Origin of the sequence: Aedoeadaptatus acetigenes, from assembly GCF_025566985.1 — a bacterium.
Lineage (GTDB): Bacteria > Bacillota > Clostridia > Tissierellales > Peptoniphilaceae > Aedoeadaptatus > Aedoeadaptatus acetigenes.
In genome coordinates this window covers 1-20303 of record NZ_JAOQJD010000001.1, presented here as the reverse complement: position 1 = coordinate 20303, position 20303 = coordinate 1, and the positions used below count along the sequence as shown (strand labels likewise).

Genomic DNA, 20303 nt, shown 5'->3' with positions numbered 1-20303 from the left:
ATGAGCGTATTGGAAGTTATCGAAAAGAAAAAGCACGGCGAGGCCTTATCGAAAGAAGAAATCGAAAGCACCATCGCCGGCTACCTTTCCGGCGCCGTAAAAGATTACCAAATGAGCGCCCTCTTAATGGCCATTTACTTTTCCGGCATGGACGGCGACGAAATCGCCGATTTAACCCGCACCATCATCGAATCCGGTGAGACCGTGGACCTTTCCTCCATTAAGGGCACGGTGGTGGACAAACACTCCACCGGCGGCGTAGGCGATACGACCACCCTGATCATCGGGCCCATTCTCTCGGCCTACGGGCTGCCCTTCGGCAAAATGAGCGGCCGCGGCCTGGGTCACACCGGCGGCACCTTGGACAAGCTGGAATCCATTCCCGGCATGAGTGTGGATTTGAGCATGGATGAAATCGTGGCATCCACCAATGCCATCGGCATGGCCGTTGCGGGGCAGACGGCAAACATTACGCCGGCGGACAAAAAGCTTTACGCCCTGCGGGACGCCACGGCCACGGTGGATTCCATTCCCCTGATTGCATCGAGCATTATGAGCAAGAAGCTCGCCATTCACGGCGATTGCTTGCTCTTGGATGTGAAGGTTGGCGACGGCGCCTTTATGAAAGATAAAGAATCGGCCCGCAAATTGGCGGAAACCATGGTGCACATCGGCGAAACCTTCGGACGAAAGACCCTGGCCATTTTAACGGCCATGGAAGAGCCCCTGGGCCGCGCCGTGGGCAATGCGCTGGAAGTGGAAGAAGCCATCGCCACATTAAAGGGCGAAGGGCCCGAGGATTTAACGGCCCTTTGCGTGTTTTTGTCCACGAAATTGATTCACCTGGCCGAAGGCGGCGACGAAAAAGCCATTGAAAAAAAGGTGGAAGCGTTGATCGAAAGCGGCAAGGCCCTGGACAAGCTCAGAGCCTTTATAAAAAATCAAGGCGGCGACGACGGAGTCATCGACGATTTTTCTGTTTTCCCTCAACCTGAAAAAACCTTCGACGTGATCAGTGATACCGAAGGCTATTTGAGTCAATTGCCTGCCCACGAAGTCGGCATTATCTCGAGGGATTTAGGCGCGGGACGCGTAACCATGGACGATGAACTTGACATGGCCGCCGGCGTCTATTTACACAAAAAGCGCGGCGATTACGTGGAAAAAGGCGACGTCCTCGCCACATTCTATGGCGGGAAAAATCGCCCCATGGAAGAGCTGGCCCATCGCTTCCTGGCGATCGTATCTTTTTCCGAAGAACCGGTTCCCGCGGCACCTTTAATTATCGACGAGGTTTATCATGGACATTAGTACCTATATATGGTCCATTCCCGCGTTAATCATCGCCATCGTCGGCCACGAAATCGGCCACGGTTACGTCTCTTATCTCCTCGGCGACGACACGGCGAAGCGGGACGGCCGATTAAGCTTAAATCCCCTGGATCACATCGATCCCATCGGGCTTTTGTTTATGATCGTCTTTCGCTTCGGTTGGGCGAAGGCCGTGCCCATCAATCCGTCCTACTACAAGAACCGCAAAAAAGGCACGATCCTCGTTTCCTTGGCCGGGGTGACGGTGAATTTTATTTTCGCCATTCTCGGTGCCTTTTTCTTCGTGTGGACGTCGAAGCATCAATTTGTGATCAGCAATTTCTTTCTGCACTTTCTCTGGTACAATGCCATGCTCGGCGTCTTTAACCTCGTGCCCCTGCCGCCACTTGACGGATCCAAGGTATTGGCGTCACTCCTCCCTTCGAAGACGGAGTTTTACTTCTACCAATACGAAAAATACTTCTACTGGATCTTGTTTTTAGGCGTGGTCACCGGGGTTATTCCCCGCATTATCGGGCCTGCTGTTGAAGGTCTGATTCAAGTTTGCGTGGGCCTGGCCATGATGCTTCTCTCATGAGTTATGAATTCGTGTACGGCTCTTTTTCCGGCCCCATGGACGTGCTTTTGGATCTGATCAAAAAGCGGGAGATGGATATTTACGATATTCAAATCCACGTCCTCGTCGACGATTTTCTCGCCTATCTGGATGGCATCTCAGGCCCGGTGTTGGATTCCATGGTGGATTTTCTCGCCATGGCCAGCTACCTTCTCGCCATTAAAAGTCGCATGCTTTTACCAAAGCCCGTGACGGAGGAGGAAGAGGAAGAAGAGGATCCCCGCGCCGGCCTCGTAGAACGGATTGTTGAATACAAGCGCATGAAGGCGGCGAGCCTCCTTTTGGATGAAATGGCCGCCTACGAAGACGGCGCCGTCTACAAGAAGCAGGAGGATTTTTCGGATTTTTCCGAAGAAGAGCTCTTGGCCGAAGGCGACGCATCCCGCCTGGCGAAAGCCTTTCGCGACGTCATGGTGCGCTTTGAGATCCACGAAGCGGCTCGGCAGTCTCTGGAAAAAATTCCCGCCGCGGAATTCAGCTTCAAACAGGCAGCGGAAAAAATCGACGCCGCCTTCAGGAAGTGGGAGAAGCCGCGATTTCTTCAAATGATGGAAGACGCACAGAGTCGAATCGAAATCGTGACGGTTTTTCTCACCCTGTTGGAGCTCATGAAGCTTGAGAAGATCAGTTGCATCCAAGAGGGAAAAGACATTGTACTGATAAAAAAAGGAAGGATCCATGGAACTGAAAGCGAAAGTTGAAGCCTTGTTGTTTGCCTGGGGCGATCCAATTACAGAAAAAGAGATGGCAGAGGCCCTCAAGGTCACGGCCCTGGAGCTACGTCACGCCGTCAATGCCTTAAAAGAGGATCTTTCTTCAGATGACCGCGGCCTGCGCCTGGTCTGTGTCAACGACAGCTATCAACTTTCCACGAAGCCGGAGCTCTTCGAGGCCATTAGCGAATTTGCGAAAAAGACACGAACGAAGAGTCTCTCAAATGCCGCCCTCGAGACACTTTCCATCATCGCCTACAAGCAGCCGGTGCTGAAATCCGAGATCGAGGAGATTCGAGGCGTGCGCTGCGATCAGGTGCTGAAAAGCCTGGAGCGCATCGACTTAATCGCCGTCCTCGGACGCATGGAAATTCCCGGCCGCCCGAAAGTGTACGGCACTACGGAGACTTTTTTACGAAAATTCGGTTTGTCCGGCTTAGAGGACTTGCCGAAAGAAGAAGCAATAGAGGAGACGGAAAAATCATGAGACTTCAAAAATACATGGCCCACGCCGGCGTCGCCAGCCGCAGAAAATGCGAAGAAATTATCGACGCCGGACGTGTAAAAATAAACGGCGAAACCGTGACGGAACAGGGCATGAAGGTGGAGGAAAGTGACAAAGTCACCGTCGACGGAAAGCTTCTGCGCCTGCCGAAGACAAATCGCTACGTCTTATTGAACAAACCCCGCGGCGTCGTTTCTACCGTAGACGACAACAAGGGGCGCAAGACCGTGCTTGATTTGGTGCCCACGGGCAAAGGGCAGCGGCTCTACCCCGTGGGGAGGCTGGACATGGATTCCTCGGGGCTCTTGCTTTTAACGGACGACGGGGAATTGACCCAGCGCCTGCTCCATCCGAAATACGAACTGGAAAAGACCTATCGCGTCACGGTAAGAGGCGTGGTAGACGAGACGACGGCAAAGAAATTGTCCACGGGCATCGAACTCAGTGACGGCATGACGGCGCCGGCGACGTTCAAAATTTTGGAACACAGAAACGCAAAGACCCGCATGGAAGTGACCATACATGAGGGCCGTAATCGCCAAATCCGCCGCATGTTTGAAGCCGTGGGCGCGGAAGTAGTTGAGCTTGAGCGGATTCAAATGGGCCCCCTAAAGCTGGGCCAATTGGGAAAAGGGGAGTACCGTCCCCTTCGGGAAAAAGAAATTCGGGCGTTAAAATCATGGAAGTAATGCCTACATCGGCCGTGGCCTGGTCCCACGTGGTCCTGGAAAACTTTTTGAAGAAGGACCATCTCGCCGTGGATCTCACGGCGGGAAACGGAAAAGACACCTTGTTTCTCGCGCGTCGGGCGAGTCGCGTCCTGGCCATGGATATTCAGCAGGCCGCCATGGACAAGACGGAGGCCCTTTTAAAAAAAGAAGCGATTAAAAACGCGGAGCTGATTCTCGACAGCCACGAAAATGTTTCCCGCTATGTGGAGCTCTCTGAGGTCGACGCCTTTGTCATGAATCTGGGCTATTTGCCCGGCGGCGACAAGGAGATCACCACGACTTGGCCCGCCACAAAGCGGACATTAAATGCAATCCTGGCCAACATGAAATTCGGCGCCCTTATCAGTCTCGCGATCTATCCCGGCCACGACGCAGGAAAAGTTGAGAGCGAGGGCATGGAAGCGTTGATCGGCGCATTGGATCAGAAAGCGTACAAGGTGGTAAAAATCACCTTTCCCAATCAAAATCATTGCCCGCCCTACTGGGTAGGCATCGCGAGGTGTTAAATGATACTGGTCATAGGAGGCGGACCCGCCGGCATGATGGCCGCCATAAAAGCGGCGGAGACGGCAGAGGTCACCTTAATCGAAAAAAATGAAAAATTGGGAAAGAAGCTGTTTATTACAGGCAAGGGACGGTGCAATCTCTGTAACGACTGCGACGATCCTTTTTTCTTTGAAGTCCTGAATCGCAATGCAAGCTTTATGTACTCGTCCTATTACAGTTTCACCGCCGCCATGCTGAAAGATTTCTTCGAAAGCCGCGGCACCCCCTTAAAGGTGGAGCGGGGCGATCGAGTCTTTCCGAAAAGCGATAAGTCCTCGGATATCATTAAAACCTTGGCAAGGGAACTGGAAAAGAGGAAAGTAGTTGTTCGCCTGAACACCACGGTAGAATCCGTTGAAAGAGAAGAAGACGGCTATGTTCTAAGGACAAACAGGGGCACGTTTCGCGGAGACAAGGTGATCGTCGCCACAGGAGGCATGACCTATCGACTCACAGGCTCCACCGGCGACGGCTATGGTTTCGCCGAGGATTTCGGCATGGGCATCATCAAGCCCGTGGCGGGCCTCGTGGGATTAAAACTCAAAGAAAGCTACTTAGAAGAGCTGTCCGGCCTGACCTTAAAAAACGTGGCCCTTACGGCGACGACGAAAGAGGGAAGCTTCTCCGATTTTGGGGAAATGCTTTTTACCCACTTTGGCATCAGCGGGCCCATCGTCCTGAGTCTCTCATCGAAGATTAATCGCTCCGATAAAGTGGACTTGTCTCTCGATTTAAAGCCCGCCCTCACAGAAGAGGTGCTTGATAAGCGGCTTCTGCGCGAAGTGAAGGACAATTCCAATCGGGCCATGCACAATCTGATGAAGAACCTGCTTCCCAAGTCTTTGATCGCACCGGTGTTGGATCAGGCGCAGGTGGATCAGGATCTGCCGGCCCATCAGCTGTCGGCGCAGATGCGGCGCGGGCTGATTCATACACTGAAAAATTTTCGCCTGCGCTACGCCGGACTGTTTAACGAAAATACCGGGATCATTACCACCGGCGGCGTGGACGTAAAGGACGTGGATCCTTCGACCATGGAAAGCAAAAAGGCCAAGGGTCTCTACTTCTGCGGAGAAGTTTTGGACGTGGACGGACCCACCGGGGGCTTTAATTTACAGATCGCATTTTCGAGCGGGTACTTAGCCGGCATGTGTTCCGGTGAGGAGGAATAAATGAAAACCATCGCCATTGACGGACCCTCAGGCGCGGGGAAAAGCGCCATCGCAAGCGCCCTGGCAAAGCGTCTGGGCTACGAATACATCGACACCGGCGCCCTCTACCGCACCATCGCCTACATCGCCGTAAGAGAAGGTGGGGATCTTTCCACTAAGGAGCTTCTGAAGCGCGTGGACGCTCAGTCCATCGACTACAAAGACGGCGCCGTGCAATTAAACGGCGAGGCCCTGGGCGATGTGATTCGCACGGAGGCCATTTCCCAAAAGACCTCGCAGCTGTCGAAAGAGCCGGCGGTGCGGGACTATCTTCTGTCTCTGCAACGGCGGCTCGCTGAAGACGGCGGCGTCGTCATGGAAGGGCGGGACATCGGCACGGTGGTGCTGCCCTCGGCGGATGTGAAATTTTTCCTCACGGCGTCGGAAGAAGAGCGGGCGAGACGTCGCTACGAACAGCGCCTGGCCTTTGGCGAAGCCGTGGATATGGAAACCATTAAAGCCGACATTCACGCCCGGGATGAGCGTGATAAAAATCGCGCCGTGGCTCCCTTGAAGCAGGCAGCGGATGCCATTCTCGTGGATTCCACCGCCATGAGCGAAGAAGAAGTATTGGACACCATGGTGAATTACGTGGAGAACGGCCATGTTTTATAATTTCGTGAAAGGCATTACCGGGTGGCTTTTAAAAATCCTCTATCCCTACGAAGTGGTGAACATGCCCGAGCTGGAGGACAAGGCCTATCTTTTGGTGGCCAATCACAAGAGCAATTGGGATCCCCTCTTCGTTTCGATTCTTTTTCCCAAGCAGGTGCGCTGGATGGCGAAGCGGGAGCTCTTTGAAAAGCCGATTTTAAAGCAAATCCTTCAGGGCGTCGGCGCCATCTCCGTCGACCGGGACCACGGCGATGCGAAGAGCACCATTATCGCCATGCGGGCATTAAAAAAGAACGAGATCGTGGGCATTTTTCCGGAGGGAACGCGGGTCAAGGACGTGGACTACGACCGGGCTAAGCCCGGCACCATTCTTCTCGCTTCCCGCACCGGGACCGAAGTTCTGCCCCTATACATCGAAGGGGACTACAAACTCTTTCGCAAACGGCGCTACATATTCCGTGTGCCGATTCCCTTCGAAAAGGAAAAACTCACCGAAGAGGAATACCAAAAACGCATGCGCGCCTTAATGGCCACCATTTACGAAGGGAGAAACTACCTTGGAAATACTGTTGAGTGAATGCTACGGCTTTTGCGGCGGCGTGAAGCGCGCTGTGGAAAGCGCCTTTCAGACGGCTCAGGCCTACGACGACGTGAAGATCTTAGGGGAGCTTGTGCATAACGCCCAAGTAAACGAAGACCTGCGGGAAAAAGGCGTAGAGCTCATCGACGAAGCCCATCTGCCTGAAAACGCCACGGTCATTACGAGGAGCCATGGCACGACGAAAGCCTTAAAGGAAGAGTTGAGCGCGAAAGGCAACCGCGTGATAGACACGACCTGCCCCTTTGTCTCGAGGATTTACACCATCGTCGAGGAAAACAACACCAAGGGCATTCCCGTGGTCATCGTCGGCGACAAAGACCATCCGGAAGTGAAGGGCATCGCCTCTTACGGCGACGAGGTCTACATCGTCGCAGACGCCGATGAGGCGGACGCCTTGCCTTTAAGTGAGAAAGATCAAATTGCCCTTGTTTCCCAGACGACAAATCCCAATAAATTGGTTGATTCTGTGGAAGAAAGGCTAAAAGGTGTTTTCACCGGGGAGATTTTAAGGTATAATACCATATGTAAAGCCACAAACGACCGTCAGGATGCCTGTCGCATGTTGGCTACTCATGTGGATTGTATGCTCGTTATAGGTGGTAAGAATAGTGCAAATACGAAGAAGCTCGTAAAGATTGCGTCAGAACATTGCGATAATGTCTACCATATTCAAACCATAAATCAACTCGATCTACGTCCATTTAAAAAATTCAATAAAATTGGTATTACCGCCGGGGCATCCACTCCGGATTCGGTAATCAAGGAGGCTGTTAGTAGAATGGATAATATGAACAGGGACGAAATGAACAATGAAATGATGGAGGCCATTGAAAACTCTTTCACGCGCGTACGCCGCGGTGAAATTGTCGATGGCGAGGTATTATACGTAACCGACGACGAGGTTATGGTTAATATCGGCTACCGCGCAGACGGTATCATCTCCAGAGATGAATTGTCCAACGATCCCAATGTAAAACCGAGTGAAATCTTCAACCAAGGAGATCAAATTCAGGTTTACGTAATGAAAATGGACGATGGAGACGGTAATGTCGTTTTATCCTTCAAACGCGTGGAAAACATGAAAGTTTGGGATGAAATGGAAGAAAAATTTGAAAACGGCGAAACGGTTACGGCTCACGTCACCAATGTCGTCAAAGGCGGCTTGACCTGTGACGTCGACGGATTAAACGGATTTATTCCCGCATCCCACGTTTCCGTACGTTTCCAAAGAGATTTAAGCAAATACGTCGATGAAGACTTAGAATGCGAAATCATCGATTTCGATAAGGGCAGAAGAAAATTCGTCCTCTCTCGCAAAAACATCGAATCCAAGGAAATCGAAGAAAAACGCAAAGAAGTGTACAGCACCCTTCAAGAAGGCGAATTCATCGAAGGTACGGTTCAACGCCTTACCAACTTCGGCGCATTCGTCGATGTCGGCGGCGTAGACGGATTGATTCACATCTCTGAACTTTCCTGGAACCGCGTGAAACATCCCAGCGATGTCGTAAGCCCCGGCGAAAAGGTAAAGGTACTGGTTCTGAAAATCGACGAAGAAAAGAACCGCATCGCCCTCGGCTTAAAACAAACCACCCAAAAACCCTGGGATACCTTTGTTGAAACCGTACAAGTCGGCGACGACGTAAAAGGTACCGTCGTAAACATTCTGGACTTCGGCGCATTCGTTCGCCTGGAATCCGGTGTAGACGGCTTACTGCACGTTTCTCAAATTTCCAGACAACACGTCGAAAAACCGTCTGATGTCTTAGAAATCGGTCAAGAAATCGACGTTCGCGTCACCGATATCAACTTCGAAGACAAGAAGATTTCTCTTTCCATGAAGGCCCTTCAACCGGGCGGCGAAGACGAACAAGCTCCTCGCGAAAGAAAGAAAGAGCAAAAACCTCGTCGCAGAGAACAACCGCAAGTAGAAGCGAAACCTGAAGAAGAAAGCTTCTCCATGGCGATCGGCGATCTGATCAACTTCGATCAACTCGAAACCGTCGATGCGGAAGAATCCCAAGACGAAGAATAATAAAACAAATGCGCTTTCTAAGGAGAGCGCATTTTTTGTAGGTGAAGAATGACAACTGAAGGGATTATCTTAGGCGTATGCCTGGGGCTTCTTATGGCGTGGAAAGACAAGACGTTTTTGCAGGAACCCCGCTTTAAAAATTTAATCGTCGCAGGCACCGGCGCCGCCCTCTTTCTCATTGCACTCAAGGCGGCGCCTTCGGTGCCTTTCCTTGCGGCGCACTTTTCCACCATCCACGCCCTTCTGCTTTTTATCATGGCCGTGGGCTGTGTGATCGGTCGCCATCCGGGTTACGTTTCGGCCGGCATAGGGCTCGCATTAAATGGTGCGGTCGTCGCCTTAAACGGCGCCATGCCCGTGGAAGCAAAAGCTCTGTTAAAGATCGGCGACAGCCGCGCCCTTGCCTTAATCACCGAGGGGCGGGTTCTGACCCACAGCTTGGTCAACGAGGCGACGCGGCTTCGTTTTTTAGGCGACCGCTTCTGTTTTTCCTCGGCCGTCTCAAGTGCAAAGGTCATGAGCATCGGCGACGGCTTCATCGCCTTCGGTTTGTTTTTATTTGTAGCGAGCGCTACGTCTTATTTATTCGGAAAGGCGGATCACCATGCAATGGATAAGTGAAACTTTATCGATGCTACGGATTCAAGACGTCATCGACATCGCCATCGTCGCGGTGATCATCTATTGGCTCTTTAAATTAATCAAGGGCACCCGCGCCGAGCAATTAAGCAAGGGGATCGTCGTGGTCCTGATCCTTACGAAGCTCAGCGAAATCCTGCAGATCTATATGCTCAATTACCTCTTAAAGAGCATGTTGACCTGGGGATTTTTGGGCCTATTTATCGTGTTTCAGCCGGAAATACGACGGGGCCTGGAATTTATCGGCCGAAACAGCTCCATTCGAAAAGGCTTCGTCTTGTCGGGAACCCGGGACGAATCCACCATTAATGAAATCATCAGCGCCGTGGCCTCTTTGTCCCGCCAGAAGATCGGCGCCTTAATGGTGATCGAACGTAAGACGGGCTTAAATGAAATCATCGAAACGGGGACGAGCATTTACGGCGACTTGTCTTCCGGTCTCTTGATCAACATCTTCATCCCCAACACGCCCCTCCACGACGGCGCCGTCATCATCAACGGGGATCAGATCGTTTCCGCCGCCTGCTTTCTGCCCTTAACGGAAGAAAAGGGCCTTTCCAAAGAATTGGGCACGCGCCACCGGGCGGCCATCGGCATCAGCGAAAAAAGCGACGCCTTCGCCATCGTGGTCAGCGAAGAAACGGGATCCATCTCCGTCGCCGAATTCGGAAACATTAACCGCCATTTGGATCTTTCTACCTTGGAACAAATGCTGCGGGGGATCTATTTCCCAAAGAGTGACGAGGAGGAAATTTGATGCGCGATAAATATGTAAATTTTATAGCGAACAATCGGGACACGATTACGAAAATATTCTCCCTGGTCCTGGCAATTTTGCTTTGGTTCTTCATCATTACGGAAATCGATCCGGTGATCACCAAGGACTTCACCAATGTGGAAGTGGAGCTTCGGAACCAATCCACCATGCGGGAAGCGGGAATGGAGCTTTTGCAAAACGACGATTACACCACCAATATCGTCGTCTCCGGCAATCGCAGCGCCATCGTCGGATTAAAAGAAGAAGATATTTCCGCCTATGTGGATTTAGGCGAAGTGCAACCGGGCTCCCAACGGCTGCCCATTCACTTCCGCCTCTCCGACGAGAGCATTAAAATTAAAAAGTCCAATCCCTCGGCCATCACCATCGCTGTCGATGAAATGGTGACGATGCAAAAACCGGTGACGGTGACGGCCAAAGGCAAGCCCGCCGACGGCATGGTGCTGGACAGAATCATCGTCAATCAAGAAGAAGTCACCGTCAAGGGCCCGAAAAAAGCCGTCGACAAAGTGCATTCCGTGGCCGGCTACATCGCCATATCCGGCGCGAAAGATACGGTGTTATCCTCTGTCGAGCTTTCGCCCTTGGATAAGAATAAAAACGTAATTGCAGGCATCGAGGTGACGCCGAATACCGTCGGCGTTCAGGCGACCATATCGAAGGCGAAAAGTGTGCCCGTGGAAGTGAACTTCGTCGACGACGAGGGTGGCGACTTTAATCGGGATCGAGCTATCCTTACGCCGGCCACCGTGACCATTACCGGCGAGACCGACGTCATTGATCGCATCGAGAGCATTCCCACCCGGCCCGTGGATGCGAAAGAGCTCATGAGCACCAATGCCGTGCCCGTACAGTTAAACGTGCCGGAGGGAATCCATCTCGTCAATCCCGACGAATCCGTGATTTTACGTTACATGAAAAAGGAATCGGCGCGGCGCACCATGGAAGTCTCCACGGAGCACATGACGTCCATGAAAGATGTCAATCTCAGCGATTTTAACGTGCCGAAGAAGATCGACGTGGAAATTTACGGCGACGCGTCTTTGGTGGATGCCCTTCGGGAGACGGATATTCAACTAAGTGTCGATCGCGAAGGAAAGGTGATCGCCAAGGGGCCGAAGGATTTAGAGATTATTCGCATTACGCCGAAACGTCTCTCATCCTCGTCTTGATTGACGACCGGTCTTTTGCTAAAATAAATGTCTATCGTAGAATGAGAAAAAAGAGGAGGCTTTGATGAAATTTTTAGGAGACGGTTTAACTTTCGACGACATTTTGCTCATGCCCGGGTATTCTGAAGTGTTGCCCAACGAAGTGAATTTAAAGACGAAGATCACAGACGCCATCGAACTGAACATTCCCCTGATGAGTGCCGGCATGGATACGGTTACGGAATCGCAAATGGCCATCGCCATGGCCCGCGAAGGGGGCATCGGCATTATTCACAAGAGCATGCCCTTGGAAGAACAGGTAAAGGAAGTGGACCGCGTCAAACGGTCGGAACACGGCGTCATCACCGATCCCTTCTCTTTATCCAAAGAGCATGAAATCAAAGATGCCATGGAACTTATGAGCCACTACCGCATCAGCGGCGTGCCCATCGTAGACGAAAATAATATTCTGGAAGGCATCATTACCAATCGCGACATTCGCTTCGAAGACGATTTAAACAAAAAAATCGCCAGCGTCATGACCAGCGACAATTTGGTCACGGGCAAACAAGGCATTTCCATGGACGATGCCCTGAAGGTGATGAAGCAATACAAGATCGAAAAACTGCCTCTTATCGACGACAGCCACCATCTCATGGGTTTGATCACCATTAAGGATATCGAAAAATCCATTCAATACCCGAATTCCGCCAGAGATGCAGGCGGTCGCCTCCTTGCCGGAGCCGCCATCGGCGTCACCCACGACGTATACGAACGGGTGGAAGCCCTTCGCGCTGCGGGCACGGACCTCTTTGTCATCGATACGGCCCACGGCCAATCGAAAGGCGTATTGACCACGATTCGAGAAATTAAAAAGGCCTTCCCCGACATTCAATTGGTTGCCGGGAATGTGGCCACCTATCAAGGAACCATCGACTTAATCGAAGCCGGCGCCGACTGCGTCAAAGTCGGTATCGGCCCCGGTTCCATTTGTACCACCCGCGTAGTTACCGGGATCGGCGTGCCTCAAGTGACGGCGATCTTAAACTGTTCGAAAGCAGGCAGAGAAAAGGGCATCCCCATTATCGGCGACGGCGGGATCAAGTATTCCGGCGACGTGACCAAGGCCATTGCGGCGGGAGCCGACGTGGTTATGATGGGCTCCATGTTTGCCGGTACCGACGAAAGTCCCGGAGAAGAAATCTATGTGGAAGGCCGTCGTTTCAAAACCTACCGCGGCATGGGCTCCTTAGGCGCTATGAGCAGCGGATCCAGCGATCGCTATTTCCAATCGGAAACGAAGAAATACGTTCCCGAAGGCGTGGAAGGTCGCGTGCCCTTTAAGGGAAAAGTCGGCGACGTCATCTACCAACTCGTCGGCGGTTTAAAATCCGGTATGGGCTACGTCGGGGCAAAAAATATTTATGAACTCAAGACCAATACGGAGTACATGAAGATCACTCCCGCCACCCTTCAAGAAAACCATCCCCACAACATTACGATTACGAGAGAAAGCCCGAACTACATCGGTACAAAGAAATAGACAAAAAAATTGCCGCTCCCGTGGAAACACAGGGGCGGCTTTTTTGTTTATTCGTATTTTAAGCGTCGTTGGGCGAAGGCGTAGGCGAGAATGCTCTCGACGGATGCGAAACCGATGACGACGAGGGAATCCTGTATGGTAAACCGGGCGAAGTGATTCATTTCATAGGCCAGGGTGTTTAGAGCAAAGACATTTTCGATCATGGGAACGATCTGCTGGGCGCAAGCCATAAATCCCGCCATGGTCACGGCCACGGAGAGAAGGGTGACGCCGCCCAAGGATTTCATACGAATGCTTAAAGCGGAAAAAACAAAGACGGCGGGTATGGCCAAAAGGATGCTCGCAAAGAAGTAGTAGAAATAAAGGGAAAAATCAATCTCACCGAAGCCGCAGATGTAGCGGCCGGCCATGAAGAAGCAAGCAAAAAAGAAAATTTGGGCGATGACGATAAGGAATAAGGCCAAAAGGCTTTTCGCAAAAATAAATTGGCTGTGTTTTGCACTGCTGAGTCGGATAAAGTTTAATCCCGCCTTGTGCTCCACTTGCCACAATAGGGCGACGATGATGGCGATGAGGGGCACATAGAAAAAAGAGAAGTAGAAGAGAGAAATCTGGGTAAACAAGCTCTCCCATTCATGGGTGAGCATGCCACGATTGCCCATGTAATTAAAGGTACCGAAACTTGTCGCCAATAACGGCACGACGAGAATGGCCAAGAGAAGTGGAAGCCATTTTATTTTCTTGACCTCAATTGAAAAAACAGAAAACATAGTGCCTCCTAAATGGTTTTGTCGCTACGAATGCGCGTGTGTTTTTTTATGATGAACAGGCAGATCAATAAACCCGCGAGGGAAACGACCAAGGATAGCCAAGGCGTGGGATTTAGTACGCGGTCAAATCCTTCGCTTCCCTTGACATAGGAAATGCTCAGAAGGGAGCTGCTCCACGCAAAGGGATTGATGAGCGTGAGGACGCGGGAAGTCAACATGGAGAGAATGCCCGACAGAGCCCCGCCCATGGAAAAGAAGAGGGTGAAATAAGGGCTCTTGGACCGCGTATCCAAAACAAGAAAGAGAGCGACAAAGGCTGAGGCGATGAGCCATTGGCTGAAAAACACTACGGCCACGTGGGCGCTTGCCACTTGCGAAAAATTGAAATAACTTGAACGGGCGGCCATGTGAAGGATCAATGCCCACTCGATCAACTGCAGAATGAAGAGGCGCAAACTGAGCCACGACCATTTTCTCATGAGAAGGGTCGACGGCTCCACGCCCAGCATTTTTTGGAGCTGAAACATATTGTTTTTCTCTTCGATTTCTACCACTTTTTTCACTAACGAAGAAAGAAGCACCGGGTTGAAGATCAACTGAAACAAAAAGTAGGCGTCTAAAAGGGAGAAAAGGGGATAGATTTCCTCTGTAAAAGAATTTGTAAAGCTAATGACACCCAAGACAGGGACGTGAACACAAAGCATGAGAAAAAGAAGCGCGTAGAGGCCCAAGCCTTTATATTCTCTCGATTCCATACTAGTCAATGGATCTGCCTCCCTTCTGCGTGTCCTGAATAAATAAGGATTCCAAACTTTCCCGTTCTTCTTCAATGCGGTAAATATCTACATGAGGACTTAGGGCGCGCACGGCCTTTGCCACATCGCGATCGGAGGGGTGGTTTAAGATCAGTCGGTCACCGCGAATTTTGCATCTCAGAGAAGAAAGGACCTCCGCCGCCTTTTCATTGTCCGACGTACGGATGGAGAGAATCGGCGGGTGAAGGCGACGATAATTTTCCAAGGTGCCGTCGTAGATCAAGTGGCCTTTTTGAAGCATGGCGATGTGGGTGGCGATTTTTTCCACTTCGTCTAGAATGTGGGAGGAGATCAGAATCGTTGTATTCTTTTCCTCCGCCAATTGAAGAAAGAGCCGGCGCATATCCAGAGTGCCTACGGGATCCAGACCGTTTATAGGCTCATCCAGAATTAAAAGCTTCGGTTCGCCGATAATGGCCATGGCAATGCCCAGCCGCTGCTTCATGCCAAGGGAATAAGTTCGCACCTTTTCGTTTGCCTTTGCCCGGAGGCCCACGGCTTCCAAGGCCGGGAGAATATGCTTTTTATCTATGCCCTTTAAAGTGCAGAGAATGGAAAGATTCTCATGTCCCGTGAGATGATCGTAATAGGCGGGGCGCTCGATCAATGCGCCCAGCTTGCGATTGAGGATCTTTTGGTTTTTCGGCGTCACCTTCTCGCCGAAAAGGACCATGTCGCCAACCTCCGGTTCGATAAGGCCTAAAATGGCTTTCATCAATGTGGATTTTCCGGCGCCGTTGGGGCCGATCAAGCCGTAAATGGCGCCGGCAGGCAAATCGAAATGATCCACGTCCAATACCTTTTTGCCGTTATAAGTTTTGCTTAGATTTTCGATGGTTAAGAGTTTATTCATAGAAGCCTCCTTTTGCTATCATTGTAAAAAGCGAAGCTCACGAAACCATGGACAGCAGATCACTTTTAGATCACAAACGAGGAAGGTGCCGCCCGCTATGGTAAAATGATGGCGAAAGGGGCAGTGGCAGATGAATAAAAAAGAACCGATTATTTTAATCGTAGACGATGAAAAATCCCTGTTGGACCATTTGGAAGCCTACCTGCGTAAGGCGGGCTATACCTCCGTGAAGACGGCGTCGAATCTGGCTCAGGCACGCTTTCAACTGGCCAATCACCAAGTGGATCTCATGATTTTGGATCTCATGCTGCCCGACGGAAGCGGCATGGATTTGTTGAGGGCCGTACGTAAGCAATCACATATTCCGGTGATCATCTTATCGGCTCTAGACGGCATCGACGACAGGCGGGAGGGCTTCGAAGCGGAAGCGGACGATTACATCGTGAAGCCCTTTCTCGCAGAAGACCTCTTGTGGCGGGTGGAGGCCGTGTTGCGCAGAAGCTTCCGGGAAGAGAGGGAAGGTCCCGTGGATTTAAACGGCGCCCTCTTCGATCCGGCGAAGGGCACGATTATCAAAGAAGGCGGGGAAGAGAAACTCACGGCGAAGCAGTACAAAATCCTGGCCCTTCTCGCCAATCATTTAAACCGCATCGTCTCCATCGACCAAATCATCGACGCCGTATGGGAAGAAACCTTCGGCTACGAAAACACACTCATCACCCATATCTACCGCCTGCGGGAAAAATTGGAAGACGATCCCTCCAATCCCACCCGCCTGGTGACGGTAAAGGGCTTGGGCTATAAGCTCATCGGAAAGCAGTAGAGGCTTCATTATGTTTCAGTTTATTTTAAAAAAATTACGCCGCTTCTTTTTGTTTACCGTGGCACTGTTCTTCGTCCTCGTCTTTCTCATCCTAATTATTCTCTACATCAACTACAATATGAGAAAGCAGTACACCACCCCAAGCGTTGCCTACGACTACATTATGGAAAATAAAAGTGACGACCTTTTTTTTGGCGAAAAGAATCGCCGCTTTCTAGAAGAAAACGGCTTGTGGGCCATACGCATCGACGAAGAGGGAAAAGTGGCGGAGTCTTGGAGAAAGCCGCCTGAAGTGCCCGAATACTACAAGATGACGGATGTGGCCCGCTTCACGCGATTTTATTTAAAGGATTATCCGGTGCTCACCTATGTGGTGGGGGACGAGCTGTTGGTCTTCGGCTATCCCAAGGGTTCCCTGGACAAGTTGCCCTTTAATTATTACAGTGTGGAACAATTGCTCTTAAACGTGGACTTGGCTCTTCTGTTTCTTTTTGGTTATCTCGTTTTCGTCTTTTTTATGTACCGCAAAGAGCGGGCCAATCTTTATAAAAACCTGAATCCGCTGCAAGATGCCTTGGATAATATCTATGCCGACGACTATGTACCTTTGGAGGAGACCGGGCAATTAAAGGAAGTGTCCCACGCGGTCAACGACGCCAATGCCCGCTATGTGCAGCTGAGCAAAAGCCAGAGCCAATGGATTCGAGGCATCAGCCATGACGTGCGCACGCCTCTTTCTAAACTTAGCTGGGGGCTGAATGATTTAAAGGACGAGTCCAATAAGGATGCGGTGGCGACCATGGAAGAAGAGATCATGCGCATCAGCAAAACCATTCAGGACCTGAACGACACCACGCGCCTTCAAAGCTTAAGAGACGACCGATTCACTTTTCAAAATCCTGCGCCTATTCTCAGGAAAATCATCGTCGCTCATCTGAACGAACACGAGGATCGAAGCATTTTATTCGACAATCAGTTAAGTGAAGACACGAAGATCCATATGGACAGCCACCTCTTCGCCCGCATGATCGACAATGTGATCAGAAACAGCATCATGTATCAGCCGGGAGACATTCACGTGACGCTCAAGGAAGCGGAAGAGGGCATTCACATCACTGTGTGGGACAATGGAGGCGGCGTGAAAAAAGAGGTGTTGGATCGCTTGGAAGCTTCGGATTCGACTTCCGTTTCCGTTCACGGCATGGGGCTTTTGATTTCGAAGCAAATTTGCAGCTTGCACAAAGGCGTGATGACGGCGGCAAATAAAGACGGCGGTTTCCGGGTGGACTTTTCTTTCCCGAAGGGGCCGGCGAATGAGGGGGCCGCGTATATTGACAGCTTTACTCACTCTTGATAACATGGTAAAGGATTTAAGGAGGTACGGATAAATGAAAGTTTCTATAATTATGGGCAGCTACAGCGACAAAGACATCGCCTTTGACGTGATCGGCGCCTTAAAAATGCTCGAAATTCCCTATGATGTGGTCGTTTACAGCGCGCATAGAACGCCCAACGAGGTGGTGGACCACGTGAAAAAACGAGAAGAAGAAGGCACGGAAGTGTTTATTTCCATTGCGGGAAAAGCCGCCCACTTAGGCGGGGTCATCGCCGCCCACACGACGCGGCCCGTCATCGGCGTGCCGGGTAAAACTTCCGTCGGAGGGGGCATGGACTCCCTTCTTTCCACGGTACAAATGCCTTCCGGCGTACCCGTGGCCACCGTCGCCATTAACGGGGGAAAGAACGCCGGTATTTTGGCGGCACAAATTCTTTCCGTCGGCGATCCGGCCATTAAGGAACGGCTCCTGGCCTACAAAAAGCAATTACAAGATGAAGTGGCGGAAATGAACAAAAAATTGGAGGCTGATCTTCGTGCCTAAAATGAAAAGCGATGTAGAAATTGCACGGGAGGCCCATTTGGATGAAATCCAAGTGATTGCCGAACGCCTGAATATTCCGAAAGATAAATTAAAGCCTTATGGCCGCTATATGGCAAAGATCGAAGGGCGCGCCTTTGAAGATCACGACGAGGCGCGGGGCAAGCTCGTTCTCGTCACAGCCATTAACCCGACGCCGGCGGGAGAAGGCAAGACCACCACAAACATCGGCCTCGCCATGGCCATGGATAAAATGGGCTTATCCACCATCAGCACCTTGCGGGAACCGAGCCTGGGGCCGGTCTTCGGCATTAAGGGCGGTGCGGCCGGGGGCGGCTATGCACAGGTCCTTCCCATGGATGACATTAACCTCCACTTTACCGGCGACTTTCACGCCATTACCAGCGCCAACAACTTAATCGCCGCGGCCATTGATAACCACATTCACCAAGGAAACGAACTGGGCATCGACCCGAAAAAAATCTCATTTAAGCGCGTCTTGGATATGAACGACCGCGCCCTTCGGGAAGTGATCGTTGCCATGGGTCCGAAGAAAAACGGCGTCATTCGTCAAGACGGCTTCGACATTACCGTGGCTTCGGAAATCATGGCGATCCTGTGCCTGGCTCGAGATTTGGAAGATTTCAAAGCCCGGGTCGGCCGGATCATCATCGGTTATACCTACGACGACAAGCCCGTTTACGTCAAGGACCTTGAAGTGGCCGGTGCCGTCACCATGCTGATGAAAGATGCGATTTTGCCGAATTTGGTGCAAACCATCGAAAACACGCCGGCGATTATTCACGGCGGCCCCTTTGCCAACATCGCCCACGGCTGCAACTCCATTATCGCAACGGAAACGGCCCTGCATCTGGCCGATTACACCATTACGGAAGCGGGCTTCGGTGCCGATCTCGGTGCGGAAAAGTTTTTGGATATCGCGGCACCTGAAGCGGGCTTTACCCCGGACTGTATCGTGGTCGTCGCCACGGTGCGCGCCCTGAAATACAATGGCGGCGTGGCCGTGAAGGATTTGGGCGAAGAAGACGTGGACGCATTGAAAGCGGGCTTTGTGAACTTAAAGCGCCACGTTGAAAACATGAAGAGCTATGGCGTGCCCGTGGTCATCGCCATCAATAAATTCCCCACGGATACGGAAGCGGAGCTTAAAACCATCGACGAATTGGCGGTTGGCCTGGGCGTCGACGTGGCCCTTTCCGATGTATTCAGCAAGGGATCGGAAGGCGGCATGGAGCTCGCCGAAAAAGTCGTGGCTCTTTGCGAAGCGCCCAACAACTACGCGCCCCTCTACGACACAAATCTGCCCGTGGAGGAAAAAATCGAAATTATTTCGAAGAAGATTTACGGCGCGAAAGATGTCGTCTATTCCGACGACGCCCTCGCCATGATCGAGCGTATTAAAAAGCTCGGCCGGGATAAGCTGCCCGTGTGCATGGCGAAGACCCAAATGTCCTTTACCGACGATCCCACAAAGCTGGGCGCTCCGGAAGATTTTACCATTCACATTCGAGACATTCGCCTGTCCAACGGCGCGGGCTTTATCGTGGCCCTTACCGGCGCGGTCATGACCATGCCGGGTCTGCCGAAAGTTCCCGCCGCCAACGGCATGGACATCGACGCCCACGGCGTCATTACAGGCCTTTCATAAGGGGTGACTATGAGTTATTCTTCAAAAATACAAAATGATAGCATGGATGCGTTGTTTGAAGCTATTTTATCCTTGGAAAACAAAGAAGAGTGCTACCGTTTTTTCGAAGACATTTGCACCATCAAAGAATTAAAAGCCATCTCCCAACGCCTGGAAGTAGTGAAACTGTTGGTTTCCGACCAAACCTACCACGCAATTGAAAAGCAGACCGGCGCCTCCACGGCGACGATCAGCCGCATCAATCGCGCCCTAAACTACGGTGCCGACGGCTACAATTTGGTCTTGAAGCGACTGGGCTATTTAGACGAGAAGAAAGACGAAGAAGAAGAGAAATAAAAAATCGGATCCTGCGGGGTCCGATTCAGAGTGATGACAAAGGGAGGGTGAATCAACCGATTCACCCTCCCTTTTTGTGTCTTAAAACCGCTTTAAGCCACTCAATTATAGTAAAATAGAGAAAAAAGGAGGCCGCCATGCTAC

Annotated in this window: 22 protein-coding genes; 19 read left to right on the top strand and 3 right to left on the bottom strand. The window is 51.4% G+C overall.

The genetic code is table 11. The features are described from left to right. The 14 genes from OCV31_RS00110 to guaB all read left to right on the top strand — a co-directional run bounded on the left by OCV31_RS00110 (position 1) and on the right by guaB (position 13016). Entirely contained in the window at positions 1-1311 is a 1311-nt protein-coding gene (locus OCV31_RS00110; protein WP_148471442.1) for a thymidine phosphorylase, read from the top strand. After that, on the top strand, positions 1301-1909 hold the full coding sequence (locus OCV31_RS00105; protein ID WP_148471440.1) for a site-2 protease family protein: 609 nt from the start codon (positions 1301-1303) through the stop codon (positions 1907-1909). Before OCV31_RS00110 ends, OCV31_RS00105 begins: the two co-directional genes overlap by 11 nt. Then, entirely contained in the window at positions 1906-2649 is a 744-nt protein-coding gene (locus tag OCV31_RS00100) for a segregation and condensation protein A (protein WP_148471438.1), read from the top strand. Before OCV31_RS00105 ends, OCV31_RS00100 begins: the two co-directional genes overlap by 4 nt. Beyond that, positions 2627-3148, top strand: a complete 522-nt coding sequence (scpB, locus tag OCV31_RS00095; RefSeq protein WP_148471436.1) for an SMC-Scp complex subunit ScpB — start codon at positions 2627-2629, stop codon at positions 3146-3148. The genes OCV31_RS00100 and scpB overlap by 23 nt, the downstream gene beginning before the upstream one ends. Next, positions 3145-3855: a pseudouridine synthase gene (locus tag OCV31_RS00090; protein WP_267303703.1), complete on the top strand. Its 711-nt coding sequence runs from the start codon at positions 3145-3147 to the stop codon at positions 3853-3855. Before scpB ends, OCV31_RS00090 begins: the two co-directional genes overlap by 4 nt. Continuing rightward, the gene (locus OCV31_RS00085) at positions 3846-4403 is read left to right on the top strand and encodes a tRNA (mnm(5)s(2)U34)-methyltransferase (protein ID WP_148471432.1); all 558 of its coding nucleotides are present in this window, start codon (positions 3846-3848) and stop codon (positions 4401-4403) included. Before OCV31_RS00090 ends, OCV31_RS00085 begins: the two co-directional genes overlap by 10 nt. After that, positions 4404-5615, top strand: a complete 1212-nt coding sequence (locus OCV31_RS00080) for a BaiN/RdsA family NAD(P)/FAD-dependent oxidoreductase (protein ID WP_148471430.1) — start codon at positions 4404-4406, stop codon at positions 5613-5615. After that, a complete protein-coding gene (cmk, locus tag OCV31_RS00075; protein ID WP_148471428.1) occupies positions 5616-6269 on the top strand; it encodes a (d)CMP kinase in 654 nt (217 codons plus the stop codon). Beyond that, positions 6259-6846 (top strand): lysophospholipid acyltransferase family protein, encoded by a 588-nt coding sequence (locus OCV31_RS00070; RefSeq protein ID WP_148471426.1) that lies wholly within the window; start codon positions 6259-6261, stop codon positions 6844-6846. The genes cmk and OCV31_RS00070 overlap by 11 nt, the downstream gene beginning before the upstream one ends. Beyond that, positions 6827-8905 carry a bifunctional 4-hydroxy-3-methylbut-2-enyl diphosphate reductase/30S ribosomal protein S1 gene (locus OCV31_RS00065; RefSeq protein ID WP_148471424.1) on the top strand — a complete coding sequence of 693 codons (2079 nt, stop codon included), beginning with the start codon at positions 6827-6829 and terminating at the stop codon, positions 8903-8905. Before OCV31_RS00070 ends, OCV31_RS00065 begins: the two co-directional genes overlap by 20 nt. Before the next feature lie 48 nt (positions 8906-8953). After that, a complete protein-coding gene (locus tag OCV31_RS00060) occupies positions 8954-9526 on the top strand; it encodes a DUF5317 family protein (RefSeq protein ID WP_148471422.1) in 573 nt (190 codons plus the stop codon). Further along, on the top strand, positions 9510-10301 hold the full coding sequence (gene cdaA, locus OCV31_RS00055) for a diadenylate cyclase CdaA (protein WP_108831692.1): 792 nt from the start codon (positions 9510-9512) through the stop codon (positions 10299-10301). The genes OCV31_RS00060 and cdaA overlap by 17 nt, the downstream gene beginning before the upstream one ends. Next, the gene (locus tag OCV31_RS00050; protein WP_148471420.1) at positions 10301-11494 is read left to right on the top strand and encodes a CdaR family protein; all 1194 of its coding nucleotides are present in this window, start codon (positions 10301-10303) and stop codon (positions 11492-11494) included. The genes cdaA and OCV31_RS00050 overlap by 1 nt, the downstream gene beginning before the upstream one ends. A 64-nt stretch (positions 11495-11558) precedes the next feature. Further along, positions 11559-13016, top strand: a complete 1458-nt coding sequence (gene guaB / locus OCV31_RS00045) for an IMP dehydrogenase (protein ID WP_148471418.1) — start codon at positions 11559-11561, stop codon at positions 13014-13016. A gap of 47 nt (positions 13017-13063) precedes the next feature. Here guaB and OCV31_RS00040 read toward each other — a convergent pair whose 3' ends face one another. The 3 genes from OCV31_RS00040 to OCV31_RS00030 are packed head-to-tail and all read right to left on the bottom strand — an operon-like array spanning position 13064 to position 15454. After that, entirely contained in the window at positions 13064-13786 is a 723-nt protein-coding gene (locus tag OCV31_RS00040; protein WP_148471416.1) for an ABC transporter permease, read from the bottom strand. Between the two features lie 8 nt (positions 13787-13794). After that, positions 13795-14550, bottom strand: coding sequence for a hypothetical protein (locus OCV31_RS00035; RefSeq protein ID WP_148471414.1), 756 nt, complete (start codon positions 14548-14550; stop codon positions 13795-13797). Next, positions 14543-15454, bottom strand: a complete 912-nt coding sequence (locus tag OCV31_RS00030; protein ID WP_148471412.1) for an ATP-binding cassette domain-containing protein — start codon at positions 15452-15454, stop codon at positions 14543-14545. Before OCV31_RS00030 ends, OCV31_RS00035 begins: the two co-directional genes overlap by 8 nt. Positions 15455-15584: 130 nt before the next feature. Between OCV31_RS00030 and OCV31_RS00025 the strand changes: the two genes are divergently transcribed. From OCV31_RS00025 to OCV31_RS00005, 5 genes are read left to right on the top strand one after another with little or no spacing between them, the layout of a single operon-like run. Beyond that, a complete protein-coding gene (locus tag OCV31_RS00025) occupies positions 15585-16277 on the top strand; it encodes a response regulator transcription factor (protein WP_148471410.1) in 693 nt (230 codons plus the stop codon). A 10-nt stretch (positions 16278-16287) separates the two neighbouring features. After that, a complete protein-coding gene (locus OCV31_RS00020) occupies positions 16288-17631 on the top strand; it encodes a sensor histidine kinase (protein WP_148471408.1) in 1344 nt (447 codons plus the stop codon). Positions 17632-17665: 34 nt separating this feature from the next. Continuing rightward, positions 17666-18157: a 5-(carboxyamino)imidazole ribonucleotide mutase gene (purE, locus tag OCV31_RS00015; RefSeq protein WP_148471406.1), complete on the top strand. Its 492-nt coding sequence runs from the start codon at positions 17666-17668 to the stop codon at positions 18155-18157. Position 18158: 1 nt separating this feature from the next. Beyond that, the gene (locus tag OCV31_RS00010) at positions 18159-19823 is read left to right on the top strand and encodes a formate--tetrahydrofolate ligase (protein ID WP_148471748.1); all 1665 of its coding nucleotides are present in this window, start codon (positions 18159-18161) and stop codon (positions 19821-19823) included. A gap of 9 nt (positions 19824-19832) precedes the next feature. Continuing rightward, on the top strand, positions 19833-20159 hold the full coding sequence (locus OCV31_RS00005) for a YerC/YecD family TrpR-related protein (RefSeq protein WP_148471404.1): 327 nt from the start codon (positions 19833-19835) through the stop codon (positions 20157-20159). Positions 20160-20303: the final 144 nt, after the last annotated feature.

Excerpts from the sequence above, each read along its gene's own strand:
- OCV31_RS00070 (WP_148471426.1), top strand. The coding sequence starts at position 6,259 with ATGTTTTATAATTTCGTGAAAGGCATTACCGGGTGGCTTTTAAAAATC.
- cmk (WP_148471428.1), top strand. The coding sequence starts at position 5,616 with ATGAAAACCATCGCCATTGACGGACCCTCAGGCGCGGGGAAAAGCGCC.
- OCV31_RS00085 (WP_148471432.1), top strand. The coding sequence starts at position 3,846 with ATGGAAGTAATGCCTACATCGGCCGTGGCCTGGTCCCACGTGGTCCTG.
- purE (WP_148471406.1), top strand. The coding sequence starts at position 17,666 with ATGAAAGTTTCTATAATTATGGGCAGCTACAGCGACAAAGACATCGCC.
- OCV31_RS00030 (WP_148471412.1), bottom strand. The coding sequence starts at position 15,454 with ATGAATAAACTCTTAACCATCGAAAATCTAAGCAAAACTTATAACGGC.
- OCV31_RS00100 (WP_148471438.1), top strand. The coding sequence starts at position 1,906 with ATGAGTTATGAATTCGTGTACGGCTCTTTTTCCGGCCCCATGGACGTG.
- OCV31_RS00080 (WP_148471430.1), top strand. The coding sequence starts at position 4,404 with ATGATACTGGTCATAGGAGGCGGACCCGCCGGCATGATGGCCGCCATA.
- OCV31_RS00025 (WP_148471410.1), top strand. The coding sequence starts at position 15,585 with ATGAATAAAAAAGAACCGATTATTTTAATCGTAGACGATGAAAAATCC.
- OCV31_RS00105 (WP_148471440.1), top strand. The coding sequence starts at position 1,301 with ATGGACATTAGTACCTATATATGGTCCATTCCCGCGTTAATCATCGCC.
- OCV31_RS00020 (WP_148471408.1), top strand. The coding sequence starts at position 16,288 with ATGTTTCAGTTTATTTTAAAAAAATTACGCCGCTTCTTTTTGTTTACC.
- OCV31_RS00060 (WP_148471422.1), top strand. The coding sequence starts at position 8,954 with ATGACAACTGAAGGGATTATCTTAGGCGTATGCCTGGGGCTTCTTATG.
- guaB (WP_148471418.1), top strand. The coding sequence starts at position 11,559 with ATGAAATTTTTAGGAGACGGTTTAACTTTCGACGACATTTTGCTCATG.
- OCV31_RS00040 (WP_148471416.1), bottom strand. The coding sequence starts at position 13,786 with ATGTTTTCTGTTTTTTCAATTGAGGTCAAGAAAATAAAATGGCTTCCA.
- OCV31_RS00110 (WP_148471442.1), top strand. The coding sequence starts at position 1 with ATGAGCGTATTGGAAGTTATCGAAAAGAAAAAGCACGGCGAGGCCTTA.
- cdaA (WP_108831692.1), top strand. The coding sequence starts at position 9,510 with ATGCAATGGATAAGTGAAACTTTATCGATGCTACGGATTCAAGACGTC.
- OCV31_RS00010 (WP_148471748.1), top strand. The coding sequence starts at position 18,159 with ATGAAAAGCGATGTAGAAATTGCACGGGAGGCCCATTTGGATGAAATC.
- OCV31_RS00090 (WP_267303703.1), top strand. The coding sequence starts at position 3,145 with ATGAGACTTCAAAAATACATGGCCCACGCCGGCGTCGCCAGCCGCAGA.
- scpB (WP_148471436.1), top strand. The coding sequence starts at position 2,627 with ATGGAACTGAAAGCGAAAGTTGAAGCCTTGTTGTTTGCCTGGGGCGAT.
- OCV31_RS00050 (WP_148471420.1), top strand. The coding sequence starts at position 10,301 with ATGCGCGATAAATATGTAAATTTTATAGCGAACAATCGGGACACGATT.
- OCV31_RS00005 (WP_148471404.1), top strand. The coding sequence starts at position 19,833 with ATGAGTTATTCTTCAAAAATACAAAATGATAGCATGGATGCGTTGTTT.